Origin of the sequence: Kineosporia succinea, assembly GCF_030811555.1 — a bacterium.
In the GTDB taxonomy this organism is placed as follows: domain Bacteria; phylum Actinomycetota; class Actinomycetes; order Actinomycetales; family Kineosporiaceae; genus Kineosporia; species Kineosporia succinea.
The window spans coordinates 4,463,085-4,479,435 of the sequence record NZ_JAUSQZ010000001.1; the positions used below are offsets into that span (position 1 = coordinate 4,463,085).

At 71.6% G+C, this 16,351-nt stretch carries 19 protein-coding genes; 8 read left to right on the plus strand and 11 right to left on the minus strand.

What is annotated here, in order from left to right; all coding sequences use genetic code 11:
* Positions 1-14: 14 nt before the first annotated feature.
* The 3 genes from J2S57_RS19395 to J2S57_RS19405 form a co-directional block, all read right to left on the minus strand.
* Positions 15-1,298: an extracellular solute-binding protein gene (locus tag J2S57_RS19395; protein WP_307244988.1), complete on the minus strand. Its 1,284-nt coding sequence runs from the start codon at positions 1,296-1,298 to the stop codon at positions 15-17.
* Positions 1,299-1,395: 97 nt separating this feature from the next.
* Positions 1,396-2,526, minus strand: coding sequence for an ROK family protein (locus J2S57_RS19400; RefSeq protein WP_307244990.1), 1,131 nt, complete (start codon positions 2,524-2,526; stop codon positions 1,396-1,398).
* Positions 2,527-2,637: 111 nt separating this feature from the next.
* Entirely contained in the window at positions 2,638-3,489 is an 852-nt protein-coding gene (locus J2S57_RS19405; RefSeq protein WP_307244993.1) for an SDR family oxidoreductase, read from the minus strand.
* 134 nt (positions 3,490-3,623) lie between these two features.
* Here J2S57_RS19405 and J2S57_RS19410 point away from each other — a divergent pair, with 134 nt between their 5' ends.
* Positions 3,624-4,001 (plus strand): winged helix-turn-helix transcriptional regulator, encoded by a 378-nt coding sequence (locus J2S57_RS19410; RefSeq protein ID WP_307244995.1) that lies wholly within the window; start codon positions 3,624-3,626, stop codon positions 3,999-4,001.
* Here the strand turns inward: J2S57_RS19410 and J2S57_RS19415 are convergent.
* The gene (locus tag J2S57_RS19415) at positions 3,988-4,464 is read right to left on the minus strand and encodes an anthrone oxygenase family protein (RefSeq protein ID WP_307244997.1); all 477 of its coding nucleotides are present in this window, start codon (positions 4,462-4,464) and stop codon (positions 3,988-3,990) included. The two genes, J2S57_RS19410 and J2S57_RS19415, sit on opposite strands and share 14 nt — an antisense overlap.
* A gap of 89 nt (positions 4,465-4,553) precedes the next feature.
* Between J2S57_RS19415 and J2S57_RS19420 the strand changes: the two genes are divergently transcribed.
* The 4 genes from J2S57_RS19420 to J2S57_RS19435 all read left to right on the plus strand — a co-directional run bounded on the left by J2S57_RS19420 (position 4,554) and on the right by J2S57_RS19435 (position 7,518).
* Positions 4,554-5,492, plus strand: coding sequence for an AraC family transcriptional regulator (locus J2S57_RS19420; RefSeq protein ID WP_307245000.1), 939 nt, complete (start codon positions 4,554-4,556; stop codon positions 5,490-5,492).
* A gap of 78 nt (positions 5,493-5,570) precedes the next feature.
* A complete protein-coding gene (locus tag J2S57_RS19425; RefSeq protein ID WP_307245002.1) occupies positions 5,571-6,023 on the plus strand; it encodes an SRPBCC family protein in 453 nt (150 codons plus the stop codon).
* A 521-nt stretch (positions 6,024-6,544) separates the two neighbouring features.
* Positions 6,545-7,213, plus strand: coding sequence for an SIMPL domain-containing protein (locus J2S57_RS19430; protein ID WP_307245004.1), 669 nt, complete (start codon positions 6,545-6,547; stop codon positions 7,211-7,213).
* 80 nt (positions 7,214-7,293) lie between these two features.
* Positions 7,294-7,518 carry an EF-hand domain-containing protein gene (locus J2S57_RS19435; protein WP_307245006.1) on the plus strand — a complete coding sequence of 75 codons (225 nt, stop codon included), beginning with the start codon at positions 7,294-7,296 and terminating at the stop codon, positions 7,516-7,518.
* A 103-nt stretch (positions 7,519-7,621) separates the two neighbouring features.
* On the opposite strand, the gene J2S57_RS19440 is transcribed toward J2S57_RS19435, so the two are convergent.
* Together J2S57_RS19440 and J2S57_RS19445 are read right to left on the minus strand one after the other, a co-directional pair.
* Complete coding sequence (locus tag J2S57_RS19440; RefSeq protein WP_307245008.1) at positions 7,622-8,395, minus strand: tetratricopeptide repeat protein; 774 nt, start codon at positions 8,393-8,395, stop codon at positions 7,622-7,624.
* 97 nt (positions 8,396-8,492) lie between these two features.
* Positions 8,493-9,767 carry a bifunctional glycosyltransferase family 2/GtrA family protein gene (locus tag J2S57_RS19445; protein ID WP_307245010.1) on the minus strand — a complete coding sequence of 425 codons (1,275 nt, stop codon included), beginning with the start codon at positions 9,765-9,767 and terminating at the stop codon, positions 8,493-8,495.
* Positions 9,768-9,983: 216 nt separating this feature from the next.
* On the opposite strand from J2S57_RS19445, the gene J2S57_RS19450 reads away from it, so the two are divergent.
* Entirely contained in the window at positions 9,984-10,295 is a 312-nt protein-coding gene (locus tag J2S57_RS19450; RefSeq protein WP_307245013.1) for a hypothetical protein, read from the plus strand.
* Positions 10,296-10,454: 159 nt separating this feature from the next.
* Complete coding sequence (locus J2S57_RS19455; RefSeq protein WP_307245015.1) at positions 10,455-11,315, plus strand: aminoacyl-tRNA hydrolase; 861 nt, start codon at positions 10,455-10,457, stop codon at positions 11,313-11,315.
* A gap of 4 nt (positions 11,316-11,319) precedes the next feature.
* Here J2S57_RS19455 and J2S57_RS19460 read toward each other — a convergent pair whose 3' ends face one another.
* From J2S57_RS19460 to J2S57_RS19470, 3 genes are read right to left on the minus strand one after another with little or no spacing between them, the layout of a single operon-like run.
* Positions 11,320-12,078, minus strand: a complete 759-nt coding sequence (locus J2S57_RS19460) for a hypothetical protein (RefSeq protein WP_307245018.1) — start codon at positions 12,076-12,078, stop codon at positions 11,320-11,322.
* Positions 12,079-12,133: 55 nt separating this feature from the next.
* Complete coding sequence (locus tag J2S57_RS19465; RefSeq protein WP_307245020.1) at positions 12,134-12,760, minus strand: MBL fold metallo-hydrolase; 627 nt, start codon at positions 12,758-12,760, stop codon at positions 12,134-12,136.
* The gene (locus J2S57_RS19470; RefSeq protein ID WP_307245022.1) at positions 12,757-13,842 is read right to left on the minus strand and encodes an S-(hydroxymethyl)mycothiol dehydrogenase; all 1,086 of its coding nucleotides are present in this window, start codon (positions 13,840-13,842) and stop codon (positions 12,757-12,759) included. Before J2S57_RS19470 ends, J2S57_RS19465 begins: the two co-directional genes overlap by 4 nt.
* A 318-nt stretch (positions 13,843-14,160) precedes the next feature.
* Here J2S57_RS19470 and J2S57_RS19475 point away from each other — a divergent pair, with 318 nt between their 5' ends.
* Positions 14,161-14,664 carry a DUF3145 domain-containing protein gene (locus tag J2S57_RS19475; protein WP_231441052.1) on the plus strand — a complete coding sequence of 168 codons (504 nt, stop codon included), beginning with the start codon at positions 14,161-14,163 and terminating at the stop codon, positions 14,662-14,664.
* A 77-nt stretch (positions 14,665-14,741) separates the two neighbouring features.
* Here J2S57_RS19475 and J2S57_RS19480 read toward each other — a convergent pair whose 3' ends face one another.
* Complete coding sequence (locus J2S57_RS19480; RefSeq protein ID WP_307245026.1) at positions 14,742-15,998, minus strand: beta-ketoacyl-[acyl-carrier-protein] synthase family protein; 1,257 nt, start codon at positions 15,996-15,998, stop codon at positions 14,742-14,744.
* Positions 15,999-16,003: 5 nt separating this feature from the next.
* Positions 16,004-16,261: an acyl carrier protein gene (locus J2S57_RS19485; protein WP_307245028.1), complete on the minus strand. Its 258-nt coding sequence runs from the start codon at positions 16,259-16,261 to the stop codon at positions 16,004-16,006.
* Positions 16,262-16,351 lie beyond the last annotated feature (90 nt).

The following is a 16,351-nucleotide window of genomic DNA, read 5'->3' on the forward strand; positions in this document are numbered from 1 at the left end:
CGGGGGGAGAGTGCTCACTGGTTCAGGGCCGTCGCGATCGCCTCGTCAGCGGTCTTGGCCTCGGTGGCGACGTCCTTGCCCTGGGCGATGGCCACCAGCAGGTCGGGCAGCACCGACCCGGCCTCGACCCCGGCCCAGTTCTCGCTGGCCGGCGTGAACCGGCTGTTGGCGGCGGCCTCGGCCTGCGCGGTCGCGGCCTCGCTGCCGCCGACCTGGTCCAGCAGCGTCTTCTTCACCGGAAGCAGGCCCAGGTCGGCCAGCTTGGTCTGGTAACCGTCGCCGGCCATGATCTTCAGCAGGCTGTAGGCCAGCTCCGGGTGCTCGGACTTGGCCGAGATCGCCAGGTTCGAGCCGCCCAGGAACGACGGGGCGAGGGTGCCCTCGGCCTGGCCCGGCAGGGCGAACGCGCCGATGTCCTTCTCCAGCTTGGGGCAGCCGTCGTCCTCGTTGATGATCTGGCCGACCTTCCAGCCCGGGCCCATCAGCATGCCGATCTTGCCCTTGCAGAAGTCCAGGTAGTCCTTCGACTCGTCGGCGTCCTTGGGGGCGGCGCTGGCGGAGTCCATGATGGTCTTCACGGTGGTCAGACCCGCGATCGACCCCGGGCTGGAGAGCTTGCCGACCCAGGCGTCACCCTCCTTGGCCGCGATGTCACCGCCGTTGTCCCAGATGAAGGGCAGGGCCGCGTACCAGTACTTGCCCGGGTAGTAGATGCCGGAGAAGTCCTTGGTCTTGGCGTTGTCCTGCTTCAGCTTGATCCCGGCGTCCACGAAAGCCTGCGTGCTCTTGGGGATCTCGATGCCGGAGTCCTTGAAGAAGTCCTTGCGGTAGACCACGATGCGGGCGCCGCCGTAGTAGGGCACCCCGTAGAACTTGCCGTCGTAGCTGCCGCTCTCGACCAGGCTCTGCACCAGGTCGTCGCCGCCCAGGTCGGCCTTCTTGTCGGTGATGTCGAGCAGGGCGCCGGCCGCCTCGAAGGCCTGCGCCTGGGTGTTGCCGAGCTCCACCACGTCCGGGCTGCCGTTGCTCGACAGCGAGGTGGTCAGCTTCTCCACGATGCCGGTCCACTGCTGCCGCTCGAACTCCAGCTTCGATCCCGGGTTCTGCTTCTCGAACTCGGCCTTGGCGTAGTCGACGAGCTCCTGCGGGGTGTCCTCACCGTTCAGCCAGAGCCGGATCGTGCCGGTCCCGGCCTCGCCGGAACCGCCTGCGGTGTCGTCACTGTCGCTGCCACCACCGCAGGCCGACAGGACGAGAGCGGTGGCGACGCCCACCGCGGCCAGTGCACGGATCTTCACGAGTTCCTCCATTGGAGCTGTAGAGAGATGCGCGGGATCGACGGGACGGCACTGCGCCGTTCCGCTGGATGGTGCTGTGGGACCTGGTTGGTTCTTTCTAGGAGACGCCGAGCTCGCCGGAGAGCACGAGCACGGAGGCCCCGAGCAGGATGCTGTTCTCGTGGAGGGTGGACAGGCGGATCACGAGGGCCTGCCCGACGACCGGCAGCACACGCCGCCGGATCGCCGTGGTGGCCGCCTCGAGGAGAGCCCCGCCGAGCAGGTCGGGCGGGCCGGTGAGCACGACCTCGCCGAGGTCGAGCGTGCTGATCACGGGAGCGAGTGCGATGCCCAGGCTGGTACCGGCTTTCGCCAGCACCTCCTGCTGCTGTGCGGTGTCGAGCTCGGCCAGCCGGGCGCGTAGCTGGGGCACGGCGAGGAGGCGCTCGAGGCAGCCGGAACGCCCGCAGGCGCAGGGAAGCCCGGGTTCCTCGACGATCAGGTGCCCGATCTCACCGGCGGCGAACCGGTCGCCGCGCACCAGGGCGCCGTCGAGCAGGATGCCCGCGCCGACGCCCATGCCGACGGTGAGCACGAGCACGCCGGTGTCCTCGGCGCCCCCGAAACCGTGCTCGGCCAGGGCGGCGGCGTTCGCGTCGTTGACCACGTGCACGGGCCGGCCCAGCGCCTCGTGCAGCACCCGGGCCAGCGGCATGCCCGACCAGCCCAGGTTGGGCGCGCTGAGCACGGTGCCCTCGGGGTCGACCACGCCGGGACTGCCGACGCCGATCCCCAGCACCGGGCGCTCGGCCCCGGCGGTCAGTTCGGTGGCCAGGTCGACGACGAGCTGGGCGGCGGCCTGACCGGTGCGGCCCTCGCGGGGGATCGTGGCGGTGGTCAGCACGGTGCCGGCGAGATCCAGTACGGCGCCGCGGAACTCGACGTCGCGGGACAGGTCGAGGCTCACGATGTGGGCGGCCGACGGCTCGAAACCGACGAGCGTGGCCGGTTTTCCGACCCGGGCGCCGGAGCGGGTGCCGAGCTCGACCGCCAGGCCCTCGGTGATCAGCTCACTGACCAGGGCACCGATGGTGACGGGGGTCAGCGAGGTGACGCGCGCCAGGTCGGCCCGGCTCTGGGCGCCGTCGCGGTAGAGCGACTGCAGCACCAGGGACCGGTTGTAGACCCGCGCCTGACCGGGCATGACCTTGGTGGTCGGCCGGAGCGCGCGGCCCGGGGTGGCTGGCATTTTTTTAGTGAAGCGTCTTTATAAACCGGCGTCAAGGCCTGATTCGTCCCTGAACGCGTTCGTCACGGGTGCGCCGGGCGTGAAGAGGGCGCACCCGTGACGATCTTCAGGTCAGAGTGCGGCCTTGATCGCCTCGGCCAGCGACGTGGTCGGGCGGTTGAGCAGACGTGACAGGTCGCCGGTGTCGACGACGAACTCGCCGTCACGGATCGCGCGGTCGCAGTCGGCCAGGACGTCGGCGAACGGCGCGGGCAGGCCGGCGCTCTCCAGAGCGGCGCGGAAGTCGTCGGTGGGCAGGTCCAGGTACGAGACCTCCTTGCCGGTCTGGCTGCTCACCTCGGCGGCCAGCTCACTCAGCGTGAACGACTCGTCGCCGCCCATCTCGAAGACCTCGCCGCCCTTGGAGCTGAGCAGCGCCTCGACGTCGGCGGCGGCGAAGTCGGCCCGGGTGGCGGCGCTGATCCGGCCGCTGCCGGCGGCTCCGGCGACCGCGCCGCGCTCCAGGTAGCCCGGGATCTGCTCGGTGTAGTTCTCCAGGTACCAGCCGTGGCGCAGCAGCACCACCGGCAGGCCGGACGCCTTCAGGGCGGCCTCGGTGGCGAGGTGCTCGGAGGCCAGCTTCGCGGTGGTGCGGTCGATGTTCGCGAAGCCGGTGTAGGCGATCAGCTCCACGTTCGCGGCCTTCGCGGCGTCGATCACGTTCTTGTGCTGCGGGATCCGGCGGCCGACCTCGCCACCGGAGATGAACAGCACCCGGTCGGCACCCTCGAACGCGGCCTTCAGCGTCTCGGGCCTGTCGTAGTCGACGACCTGGACACGCACGCCGGAGTCGGCGAACTCCTGCAGCTTCTCGAGGCTGCGGCCGCCGGCCACGATCTCGTTCGCCGGAACGCCCTTACGCAGGAGCTCGGCGAGCGCGAGGCGGCCGAGGTGCCCGGTGGCGGCGGTGACGACGATGGTCATGATGGTGGTTCCTCTCGCGGCGGTTACAGGTTTCCTGCTGGTCAATGAGCATCCTGCCTGCAGGCTTCCCGATCGGAAGTACCCACTTCCAGGTAAGGTACTGACCCGCTGGAAAGCATGGAGGTGGCGCGCCGATGAGTGTCGGTATGGCTCTGGACGAGATTTTTCCGGGCGGGACCTTCCCGGCCAACTGCCCGAGCCGCGTGGTGCTCGACCACGTCACCAGCAAGTGGGGCGTGCTGGTGCTCGTGGCGCTCGAGCGGCGCACCCTGCGCTGGGGTGAGCTGCGCCGGGCGGTCGAGGGCATCAGCGAGAAGATGCTGGCGCAGACCCTGAAGACGTTCGAGGCCGACGGTCTGGTGGTGCGCGAGGCCCTGCCGGTGATCCCGCCGCACGTCGAGTACAGCCTCACCCCGCTCGGGGCCGAGCTGGTCACGCTGCTGCGCCCGCTCCTGCTGTGGACGCTCGAGAACGCGGAGACGATGCTCGGCCGGCCTCTCAACCGGCCCTGAGAGCGACGGTCAGGCAGCCCGCGGCGGCCAGTGAGGTCAGGGTGCGCACCTGGTTGGCCAGTGTCCAGGGGCCCCGGTACTGCTCCCAGGTGCGGGTGCCCGCGGCCAGGGCGTCGTTCAGGGGCACGTTGCCGGCGATCGTCACCCCCACCGCGCCGATCAGGTAGAGCAGGGCCCCGGCCAGCAGCCAGGGGGACGCCGTCGGTGTCCAGCGGTGGACGGCGAGGGCCGCGACCAGTACGGCCCCGAGCGCGGTCCCGAACAGCGCCACCATCAGCGGAGCCCGCACGGCGGTCACGTTGATCTGCTGCATGGCCGCGCCCGCCTGCTCGCCGGGCAGCCGGTCCAGCCCGGCCAGGACGAACCCCGAGAAGGCGAAGAAGACCCCCGCGACCAGGCCGCAGCCCAGGGCGGTGACGACGGTGAGCGTTTCGGTGAGCGTTTCGGTGAGGCGAGAGTCCATGTCCTCGATTCAGCCACCGGGCCGCGCGGTTTCCCATGGCCGGACCGCGCAACCGCATACGCGTCCGTCCAAGGCCTACCCTGGGGATCATGGACGGCATGGCGGCCCTGCTCGACGGCCCGCGGGCCCGGGAGGCGTTCCTGCTGCGGTCGTCCCTGACCCCGCCGTGGTCGATGCGCATCGCCGACGAGGCTCCGCTGACCCTGTGCGCGGTGGTCGCCGGCACGGCCTGTGTGCTGCCGGCCGAGGGAGGGGCGCGGCGTCTGGGCGCCGGCGACGTGGCGCTGTTCCGGGGGCCGCGGCCGTACACGGTGGCCGACGACCCGTCCACGCCGCCGCAGATCACGATCCGGCCCGGCCAGGTCTGCGTCACGCCCGACGGGCAACCGGTCGTGCTGACGGGGCTGACCGGGCCGGGCGCCCGCAGCTGGGGCAACGACGAGAACGGCGAGACCGTGCTCGTCACCGGCACCTACCAGCTGCCGGGCGAGACCAGCCGGCGGCTGCTCGACGCCCTGCCGGAACTGGTGGTGCTGTCCGCGCGGGAATGGCGCAGCCCGCTGCCGGCCCTGCTGGCGGAAGAGGTCGTGAAAGACGAGCCGGGCCAGAGCGTCATGCTCGACCGGCTGCTCGACCTCACGCTGATCAGCGTGCTGCGGGCCTGGTTCGCGCGTCCCGACGGGGCCGCCCCGGGCTGGTACGCGGCGCACGGCGACCCGGTGGTCGGCCCGGCGCTGCGGCTGCTGCACGACGACGTGACCCGCCCCTGGACGATCGACCTGCTCGCGGCCGAGGTCGGGGTGTCCCGGGCCGGTCTCGCCCGGCGCTTCCGCGAGCTGGTGGGGGAGCCGCCGATGACCTTCCTGACCAACTGGCGCCTGACCCTGGCCGCCGACCTGCTGCGCTCGCCCGACCTGACGCTCGCCGCGGTGGCCCGGCAGGTGGGCTACAGCACCCCGTTCGCCCTGAGCGCCGCGTTCAAGCGGGTGCGGGGCGTGAGCCCGGCGCAGTACCGGGTGTCGGGCTGAAGTTGTCGTAGGTAGCCCATACAGTTGCGAGCAGCCCAGATCGGGCGGCGATGCAGTGCAGAGATGGGACCCCCACACGTGAGCGAGATCTCGGTCGTTCTGGAGCGCACCTTCGTGGCTCCGCCCGACGCCACCTTCGACGCGCTGGCCGACTACACGATCATGCGGCCGAAGGTGCTCCCGGAGCAGTTCACCGGCTACCAGGTCACCGCCGGCGGCACCGGCGAGGGCACGCACATCACCTACGACCTGCACGCCACCAAGAAGCGCACGCGCCACGTCGAGGCCGTCGTCACCGAGCCCCCGGCCGGTCAGCAGCTGCTGGAGTCCGACACGAAGTCCACGCTGCGGGTGCTGTGGGACGTCGCGGCCGCCCCCGGGGGCAGCCGGGTCACCGTGCAGGTCACCTGGCAGGGCGCCGGCGGTGTGAAGGGCTTCTTCGAGCGCACTTTCGCGCCCGGTGGCATCCGGCGCATCTACGGCGAGAAGCTCGACAAGCTGCAGCAGCAGATCGCGGCCGACCCGGCCTAGGTGCCGGCCCGGGAGCCGGCCTGGGGCCCGGCCTGGGGCAGAGCCTGGGAACCCGGCCTGGGGCAGAGTCTGGGACCCGGCCTGGGGCAGAGCGTGGGACCCGGCCCGGGGCATGGCTCCGGGAAGAGCCTGGGACCCGGCCTGGGACAGAGCCTGGGCAGCCCGCCGCGATCCGGGGCGGGGCGCTGGTCCGCGAACGGCCGGGCCGGTGGGCGTGAACAGGAGACCGGGCTGGTCCGCGAACGGCCGGGCCGGTGGGCGTGAACAGGAGACCGGGCTGGTCCGCGAACGGCCGGGCCGGTGGGCGTGAACAGGAGACCGGGCAGGTCCGCGAACGGCCGGGCCGGTGGCCGTGAACACGAGACCGGGCTGGTCCGCGAACGGCCGGGCCGGTGGCCGCGAACAGGAGACCGGGCAGGTCCGCGAACGGCCGGGGCCCGACCGGTCGCTGAGAACACGAAACCCGAGGGCGCCGTGGCCGACCTGGTCCGGTGGCCGCCATCACGAGACCGGGAGGCTCCGTGACCGACCCGACCAGCACGTCCTCAGGCACTGCCCGTGAGCCCCGCGACATCGTCGCGACCGTCTCCGGCAACGCGACCGTGGAGGCCGCCCCCGACCGGGTGCGCCTGTCGCTGCGGGTGCGCGCCGCCGAGTCGTCGGCGAGGGCCGCGACCGACACGTTCGCCACCACCCTGGCCGGCGCCCGCGCGCTGCTCGACGAGCTCGGCGTCACCTACACGGTGGGCTCGGTGACGTCGTGGGAGGGCGGCAAGGAACGGCGCACCCGGCACCAGGTCTGGAGCGATCTGGCGGCCCGGGTCGAAGACCTCACCGTGCTGCCGAAACTCGTCGAGAGCGTGCTCGACGGCGAGCACCTCGAGATCAACCACCTGCAGTGGCAGGTCAGCAACCTGCGCGAGCTGCGGCGCCGGGCCCGGGTCGACGCGATCGCCGACGCCCGGGAGGTCGCCGACGACTACGCGGCTGCGCTCGGCCTGCGGGTGGTGCAGGTGCTCACCGTCAGCGACCCGGGCACCGGCGGGGTCTACGCGGCCCGGTCCGGGCTCATGGCGCGCGGCCGGGCCGGGGGCGGTGCCGAACCCCGCCCCGAGATCGACCTCAGCAACACCGAGCCGGTCCAGGTCAACGGTGCGGTCACGCTGTCGTTCCTGCTCGGGCCGGTGTGACCGCTCTGGCGCACTGATCAAGGTCACGGTACGGTCACCGCGAACCGGCAGATACCGGCCCACCCACGGACGGATACGGTATGACTGAGAACGTCGACTACAAGGCCACTTTCGATCTGATCGACGCCGACGGTGACGGGCTGATCACGGCCGTCGAGCTGAAGAACCTGATGACCGCCCTGGGCAGCGAGGTCAGCGACGAGATGGCCCAGCACGCGGTGACGGTCATCGACGCCGACGGCGACGGGCTGGTCTCGCTGCCCGAACTGGCCGACTACCTGGGCGAGAACGCGCCCCGGCGGTGACCCGCGCGCAGGCCGGGAGCCCGCGAGAGCTCCCGGCCCGGAACGGGTCGGGATCGGCCCGGACGGCCGGGAGCCGGCGAAAGTCCCCGGCCCCCGGGAACTCCTAGGAAGCGACCACCGTCGAGGCGTGCGCCCGGGCCTGCTCCAGGTTGGTCAGCACGGTCTCGAGCACCGGGCGATAGGTCTCGGCGTCCCCGTCGGCCAGCGTGCTGACGATCGAGGCCACCTCCTCGAGAGTGACCACCGCAGAAGCGATCTCACCGGACCGCACCTGCAGTGTGGCCAGGTTGTTGAGCGCCACGGCGAGCGGGTCGCGGTGCGGCTCCGGATCGTTCGCCGCGAGCTGGCGCACCGTGGTGACGGCCTCGGTCATCGCCTCCAGCGCCCCGGCCTCGTCGCCCATCCGGAACCGGATCGTGGCCAGCCCGCCCAGCGCGCTCGCGGTCGGCAGCATGGCCACCTCGGGAACCACGTCCTGCAGGAGCGTGTAGATCTTCACCGCCTCGTCGACGGCCGCCAGCGCGGCCGCGTCGTCACCGGCGGCGGCCTGCTGGTCGGACATCGCCGTCAGCGCCAGTGCCAGGTTCGGCATGCCCAGCGCCGCGTCCTTCTCGGCCACCTGCCGCCAGATGCCGGTGGCCTCGGTGATGGCCACCAGCGCCTCGTCGGCCTGTCCGGTCGCCGCGAGCACCAGGCTGCGGCTGTAGAGGGCGTTCGCCAGCGCGTTCAGCGCCTCGGCGTCGTCACTGCCGTCGTCGCGACGGATGGCGATCGCCTCGTCGATGGCGGTCAGCGCTTCGCCGGCCGCGCCGCTGTCGGCCTGCTCGGCGAAGCGTTCTTCCAGGATGCGTGCCTGCTCGAGATCCCGCGTGCCCACCCGGCCGGTCTCCTTACTCAAACGATCAGAGAGAAGCACCGTATCCGGACGGGTGGGACAAGTGCCAAAAACATGACTGCGGGTGAGGGGCGAGCACTCAGCGGTGGGCCCGGAAGACCCAGGTCCGCAGCAGGGTGAAACGCAGTGCGGTGGCGAGCAGACTGGCCAGCACCAGCACGACGACCTCGACGACGTGGTGCACCGAGCCGGCAGACCCCATGAGCGCCAGCGCCCCGCTGGTCAGCAGCAGGGTGAGCGCGAACACGGCCAGGCCCTGGAACTGGTGACGCCACCAGCGGTGCGGGCCGTGCACGCCGAACGTCAGGCTGCGGTTGGCCGCGGTGTTGCCGACCGTGGTGACCAGCAGGGCCACGAGATTGGCCGCCTGGGCGCCGATCCCGTCGCGCAGCAGGGCGTAGAGCACCACGTAGGCCAGGGTGCTGACCAGCCCGACGGTGGCGAAGCGGATGAGCTGCCCGGTCAGGCCCGGCGGCACCCCGTCGGGGTCGAGCGCCCGGCCGGTCTCGCCGGTGCGGGCGGGGCGCAGCTCGGCCCGGATGTCGGCCAGCGGCAGCTCGCCCGAGGTCAGAGCCCTGGCCACGCGGGCCACACCCTTGAGATCGGCGGTGGCGGTGGCGACGATGTCGACGCGGCTGTCCGGGTCGTCCACCCAGTCCACCGGCACCTCGTGGATGCGCAGGCCGCTGCGCTCGGCGAGCACCAGCAGCTCGGTGTCGAAGAACCAGCCGGTGTCCTCGACCAGGGGCAGCAGGCGCTTGGCCACGTCGCCCCGGATCGCCTTGAAACCGCACTGGGCGTCGGTGAACCCGGCGGCCAGGGTGCCGCGCAGGATCAGGTTGTAGCAGCGCGAGATCACCTCGCGCTTGGCCCCGCGCACCACCCGCGAGCCGCGGGCCAGCCGGGAGCCGATGGCCAGCTCGGAGTGCCCCGACAGCAGCGGGGCGACGAGGGGGAGGAGGGCGGTGAGGTCGGTGGAGAGGTCGACGTCCATGTAGGCCAGCACGGTGGCGTCGGAGGCGCTCCAGACGGCCCGCAGCGCCCGGCCGCGGCCCTTCTGCTCCAGGTGCACGGCCTCCACCTCGCGGTAGCGGGCCGCCAGCTGCGTCGCGATGTCGAAGGTGGAGTCGACGCTCGCGTTGTCGGCGACGGTGATGCGGAAGCGGTAGGGGAAGTGGGCGCTGAGGTAGGCGTGCAGCCGCTCGATGCACGGCTCGAGGCCCGCCTCCTCGTTGTAGACCGGGACGACGACGTCCAGGGCGGGCACGGGCACGGGCTGATTGCTGTAGGGCCGGCCGGCCGGGTTCGGTCGGGTGACCTCGCCAGGGCCTGCCGTCGTCTCGATCGCGGTCATGACGGCAACGATGTCGGCCGCCGCTGGGGCGTTCTTGGATCCTGGCTAAGCGTCTGCTGTGAGGCCGTTGGGTGACTTTGCGTCACGCTCGCCCGTTCGGGTGAATGCCTAACCGGCACGCTTACTGCACTCGAACATGTGTTCGACAAACGCTACGGTTGAGTTCGGGTCGAGGTTCGAATTGTCGGGTTTGTTCTGCTGAAACTGGAGAGAGTCATGCCCAGCGTGCCTCGCATTCGCCGTGCCACTCCGCACGGCGCCGTCCATCGCCTCGAGAAGGGCGAGGGGCTGCCCGTGGTGGCCGTCATCCGCTGGCACCACGGCATCAACCGCACCGTGCCCGCCACCGCCACGGCCTGGACGCGTGACGCGGTGGAGATCAGCTGGGAGCCGGCGATCGGCGAGGGGCTGCGCACCGACTGGGTCGCCGCGACCGACGTCACCCGCGAGATCGACCTGCCCGATCTCGCCGACGACACCGCGCTGCCGCCGCACACCATCTCGGGGCAGTCGAAACGTCGCTGGTAGGGCTCACCGTCCACAAGTGGGGACGCGCCGGTCGGCTCCGGCGTCCGGGTCCGGTCCCGCTCGGGGAGGGGAACGGGGGAGGGGCCCGCCGCTGTCGCCGCCGCTGACGCCGTCGCTGTCGCCGCGGATCCGCGATACCGGATCCGCGATACTGCCCGGGTGCCGAACGATCCCACCGCGTCCGCCGGACCCGCCCCGTCCACCGAGCCCGGCGCGTCCACCGAGCCGCTCGCACCCGACGGACCCGCCCCGTCCACCGAGCCCGCCCCGTCCACCGAGCCGCTCGCACCCGACGGGCCCGACGCGCCGACCGGGCCCGACGCGTCCTCCAAGCCGGTCGAGCTCACCGGGCCCGACGCGTCCCCCGACCCCTTCGCCTCGATGCAGCCCTGGGCGATGCAGCTGGCGCTGCGCGACGAACGCGCCGCCCGGCCCACGCATCTCGCGGTCTGCGAGGCGGCGGCGAGCGCGGTGGTCACCCTGCTGACCGACCCGCGCAGCGCCCCCGGCGGCGAGTGGTACGAGCTGGTGCACCGCTGGGAGACCGGGCCGATCCGCAAGGTGGTGCGCCGGGGGCGGGGCGTCCGGTTCACCCAGGCCCAGGAGCTCGACGGGGTGGAGGTCGCGCGGGGTGGGGCCCAGGTGCGCGCGTTCGTGCCCGGCCCGATCGACCAGGTGCCGCCGGAGCTGGCCAAGATGCAGGTGGGTGGCACTGACATGCCCGAGCGCGGTGAGCCGTCCGGGCCGGTCGAGGGTGGCGTCACGATCGCGCTCACCCCGCTGACCCCGATGACCACGGGCAAGTCGGCGGCGCAGAGCGGTCACGCGGCGCAGCTGGCGCTGTGGGAGATGACCGACGACGAGCGCGCCCTCTGGGAGAAGTCCGGCTGGGCGGCGCGGGTGGTCACGCCGTCGGAGGGGGAGTGGGCGCAGTGCGTGGCCCGGGCCCGGGTGGCCGTGCACGACGGCGGTTTCACCGAGGTGGCCCCGGGCACCCAGACCGCGCTCGCCTGGTGGTAGAGGCCTAGCTGTTCTTGTCCCGGATCTCGTCCATGCAGACGGTGGCGACCATGGTCAGGAACCGGTCGAGCGGCGGCACGGTGGTGGCGGCGAAGGCGATCCAGAACTTCTGGGTGCTGCTGAACATCCCGTTGTTGCGCCGGTGCACGGTGGCGACCAGGAGGTTCTCGTCGGCGCCGTCCACCACCTGGTAGCGGTTGCTGTCGTTCCAGCTGCCGCCGGCCATCCGCAGGTGCTGGCCGTCGATCCCGGCCAGGCGCAGCCGGGGCGCGCCGAAATAGGCGTTCTCCCGGGCGATCGCCCCCAGAGGCCGGCCCTGCCGGTCGAAGAGCTCGGAGTCGCCGGTGCCGCTGAACGACCCGGCCCGCACCATCTCCGACACCAGGGCGCCGGCGCCGTCGTGGATCAGGTAGCGGCTCGTGGACATCTCGCCGAAGACCAGGTTGGCGCCGGTGGTGCGCCGGGCCAGGGTGGCGATCCGGGTGCCGTCGGGCGCGGTCATCGTGTAGCCGCCCTCGCCGAGAATGTCGCGGCTCTCGACGATCTCGAGCTCGTGGTGCGTCTGCAGCGCCGCGAGCAGGGTGCCGGTGAGCCGGCCGTCGTCGGGCGGCGGGGTCGGGCCCGTGATCAGGCGCGGGGTGTGCGCCTCGTCGGCGGGGCTTCCCCAGGTCGGCACGTCTTGCTGGTGCCCGGTCTGCTGGTTCGGGGTGCCCCACCGGTCGGGTGCGGGATCCGGCGTCCCCCAGAGCGGTTCATTCGCCACCCCCCGAGGCTATCCGGCTCCCCCGTCGGAGGAGCCGGACAGGTCGGGAATGTGATCAGTGCCCCCGCGTGACCCAGTCGTCGTAGTCCTTGCCCTCGGCCCCGATCGACGTGGAGTCGCCGTGGCCGGTGAGCACCTCGGTCTCCGCGGGCAGCGTCAGCAGCCGGGTGCGGATCGAGTCGAGGATGACCGGGAAACTGCTGAACGAGCGGCCGGTCGCGCCGGGCCCGCCGCAGAACAGGGTGTCGCCGCTGACCAGCTGGTTCAGCGACGGCACGTACAGGCAGACCGCGCCGGGGGAGTGGCCCGGCGTGTGCAGCACCTGGACCTCGGCCCCGGCCACGGTGAGCGTCTGCCCGTCGGCCAGCGGCAGCGGGTCATGGCCGGGATTGACCACGTCCCACAGCATCCGGTCGTCCGGGTGCAGGTGAACCGGCGCCCCCGAGGCCACCGCGAGGGCGGCGTTGATGTGGTCGTTGTGCCCGTGCGTGCACACCACACCGAGCAGCGACCGCGAGCCGATCGCGTCGATGATCGGCTGCGCCTGGTGCGAGGCGTCGACGACCAGCACCTCGTCGTCGTCACCGATCAGCCAGACGTTGTTGTCGACGTCGAAGTCCTGGCCGTCGAGCGAGAAGACGCCACTGGTGACGACCTTCTCGATCCGCAGGGTCCCGCTCACAGCACGACCACCGAGCGCAGCACCTCGCCGGTCTTCATCCGGGCGAAGGACTCCTCGACGTCGTCCAGCGCGATCGTCTCGGTGACGAACTTCTCCAGCGGCAGCCGGCCCTGCAGGTGCAGGTCGACCATCGTGGGGAAGTCCCGGCTGGGCAGGCAGTCGCCGTACCAGGACGACTTCAGCGAGCCGCCGCGGCCGAAGACGTCGATCAGCGGCACCTCGAGCTGCATGCTCGGGTCGGGGACGCCGACCAGGACGACCGTGCCGGCCAGGTCGCGCGCGTAGAACGCGGTCTTCCAGGTCTCCGGGCGGCCGACCGCGTCGACGACCAGGTCGGCACCGAAACCTCCGGTGAGGGCCTGGATCGCCTCGACCGGGTCACCGGCCCGCGAGTTCACCGTGTGGGTGGCCCCGAACTCCTTGGCCCACTCCAGCTTCTTGTCGTCCACGTCGACGGCGATGATCGTGCGGGCCCCGGCCAGCCGGGCGCCGGCGATGGCGGCGTTGCCCACGCCACCGCAGCCGATCACCGCGACCGAGTCGTCCCGGCCCACGTTGCCGGTGTTCAGCGACGCGCCCAGACCGGCCATCACACCGCAGCCGAGCAGCCCGGCGACGGCCGGGCGCACGGCCGGGTTCACCTTCGTGCACTGTCCGGCGTGCACCAGGGTCTTCTCCACGAACGCCCCGATGCCCAGCGCGGGGGAGAGCTTCGTGCCGTCCTCCAGCGTCATCGGCTGCGAGGCGTTGTGGGTGTTGAAGCAGTACTGCGGGCGGCCGCGCAGGCAGGCCCGGCAGGACCCGCAGACGGCTCGCCAGTTGAGGATCACGAAGTCACCGGGGGCGACGTCGGTCACACCCTCACCCACGGTCTCCACCACACCCGCGGCCTCGTGACCGAGGAGGAAGGGGAAGTCGTCGTTGATGCCACCCTCGCGATAGTGCAGGTCGGTGTGGCACACACCGCAGGCCTGGATCTTCACCACGGCTTCACCGGGTCCTGGGTCCGGCACGACGATCGTCTCGACCGACACCGGCGCGCCCTTCGCCAGGGACACCACTCCACGTACCTGCTGCGACATACTCGTCCGGCCTCCTGTTGTCCGTGTGACTCTGCGAGCAGACCGACCCTACGTGCTCGGGGCGTCCGGACGTCAGAGGTGGCTGCGTGCCGTGCGCCGAGTTGCGCCCTCCGCGGCCGAGCCACGGATGGCGCTCATCCCCTGATGGTCTCCGCCGATCTCGCCTGATCGGTGGAGGGGGCCGACCCTGGCGGCGAAGGACCGACTCGGGCACAATGATCCGCGACACGCGTCCGTGTGGACAGGGTGCCTGTGGCTCTGACTCCGAGCTGAGGTCGTTGGGGAAGACGAACCTCAAACCGGGTCGAGGAGGGCCAGATGTCGGGTGCCATCACGCGAGGCGTGCTGTTTGTGCATTCCGCGCCGAGCGCGTTGTGCCCACATGTGGAATGGGCAGCGGGCGGCGTACTAGGGCTGCGTTTGTCGCTGGACTGGATCGAGCAGCCGGCGGCGCCAGGGTTGTACCGGACAGAGCTGTCCTGGCAGGCACCGCAGGGTATGGGTGCGAGGCTGACGTCAGCGCTGCGCGGATGGGCTCATCTTCGGTTCGAGGTGACCGAGGAGGCCAGTGCGGGGGTCGACGGTGGCCGCTGGAGCCATACCCCCGAGCTGGGGATCTTCCATGCCGTGACCGACGTGCACGGCAATGTGATGGTGCCCGAAGACCGCATCCGGGCCGCGATGGAGATCGGTCATGCCGACCCTCTCCTGATGCAGCGAGAGCTCGACCTGGCCCTGGGCCGGGCCTGGGACGACGAACTCGAGCCGTTCCGCTACGCCGGCGACGGCGCCCCGGTGCGCTGGCTGCACCGGGTCGGCTGACCCGCTCGGAGCAGACGCACGAAGGGCCGCTCCCCACCCGGGGGGAGCGGCCCTTCGTCGTGTCTCTCGGTCCGCGTTCAGTCCGCGTTGCGGAAGGCCAGCGCCACGTTGTGACCGCCGAAGCCGAACGCGTTGTTCACGGCCACCCGGTCGGTGCCGGTGAGCTTGCGCGGCTCCTTGCCCACCACGTCCAGCGTGATCTTCGGGTCCTGGTTGTCCAGGTTGATGGTCGGCGGGGCGATGCCGTCCCGCACGGCCAGCACCGTGAAGATCGCCTCCAGCGCGCCCGCCGCGCCGAGCAGGTGCCCGGTCATCGACTTGGTCGCGGAGATCGCCACGTCGTCCGTCGCCTCACCCAGCGCCAGGCGGATCGCCTGGGCCTCCGCGACGTCACCGACCGGGGTCGAGGTGGCGTGCGCGTTGAGGTGGATGACGTCGGCCGGTGCCAGATCGGCGTCGGCCAGCGCCGCCCGGATGGCCCGGGCCGCGCCCTTGCCCTCGGGCTCGGGAGCGGAGATGTGGTACCCGTCGGAGGTGACGCCGACGCCCGAGAGGATCGCGTGGATCGTGGCGCCGCGGGCCTTGGCGTGGGCCAGGGACTCCAGCACGATCGCGCCGGACCCCTCACCCATGACGAAGCCGTTGCGGTCGACGTCGTAGGGGCGCGAGGCCCGCTCCGGCTCGTCGTTGCGCTTCGAGAGCGCCTGCATCGCCCCGAAGGCCGCGATGGTCACCGGGTGGATGCAGCCCTCGGTACCGCCGGCCAGCACCACGTCGGCCAGGCCGCGGCGGATCAGGTCCACGCCCTGGGCGATGGCCTCGGAGCCGGAGGCGCAGGCCGAGACCGGGGAGTGCACCCCGGCCCGGGCCCCGAGCTCCAGGCCGACCGCGGCCGCGGGGCCGTTCGGCATCAGCATCGGCACGCTCATCGGCAGGACGCGCCGGGCGCCCTTCTCGTTGAGGGTGTCGTAGGTCTGGAGCGTCGTGTACAGCCCGCCGATACCGGATGCCATGCACACGGCGAGGCGTTCCGGCTCGACCTCGGGGGCGCCGGCGTGGGCCCACGCCTCCCGGGCGGAGATCAGCGCGTACTGACCGCTCGGGTCGAGCCGCTTGATCTCCGGGACCTTGAGCTTCTCCGTGACCGGTTCGGCCAGGCGGCAGGCGAACTCGACCGGCAGCGTGGGGTACCGCTCGAGCCAGTCCGCCTGCAGCGGACGGACGCCGGAGGTGCCCGCGAGCGCTGCTTCCCAGGTGGTCTTCACATCGCCGCCGAGGGGGGTGGTGGCACCCATCCCGGTGACGGCGATCTGCCTGTCGTCTGAGCCTGTCATGTAGGTCAGGCCTTGGCCGACTCGGCGTTGCTGATGTAGTCGACAGCGTCCTTGACGGTCTTCAGGCCGCCCACGGCCTCGTCCGGGATCTCCACGTCGAACTTGTCCTGCGCGTTCACGACGATCGTCATCATCGACAGCGAGTCGATGTCGAGGTCGTCGGTGAAGGACTTGTCCAGCTGCACGTCGCCGGCCGGGATGCCGGTCTCCTCAGCGACGAGCTCGGCGAGTCCGGCGAGGATCTCGTCCTGGGTGTGCGCCATGGTTCTTCTCCTATTTTCGTCGGGGTGGTGCTCAGATGAGGGACGACTCGGTCGTCCCCCGGGTAAGTACTCGCTCCGCAGGTGCGGGAC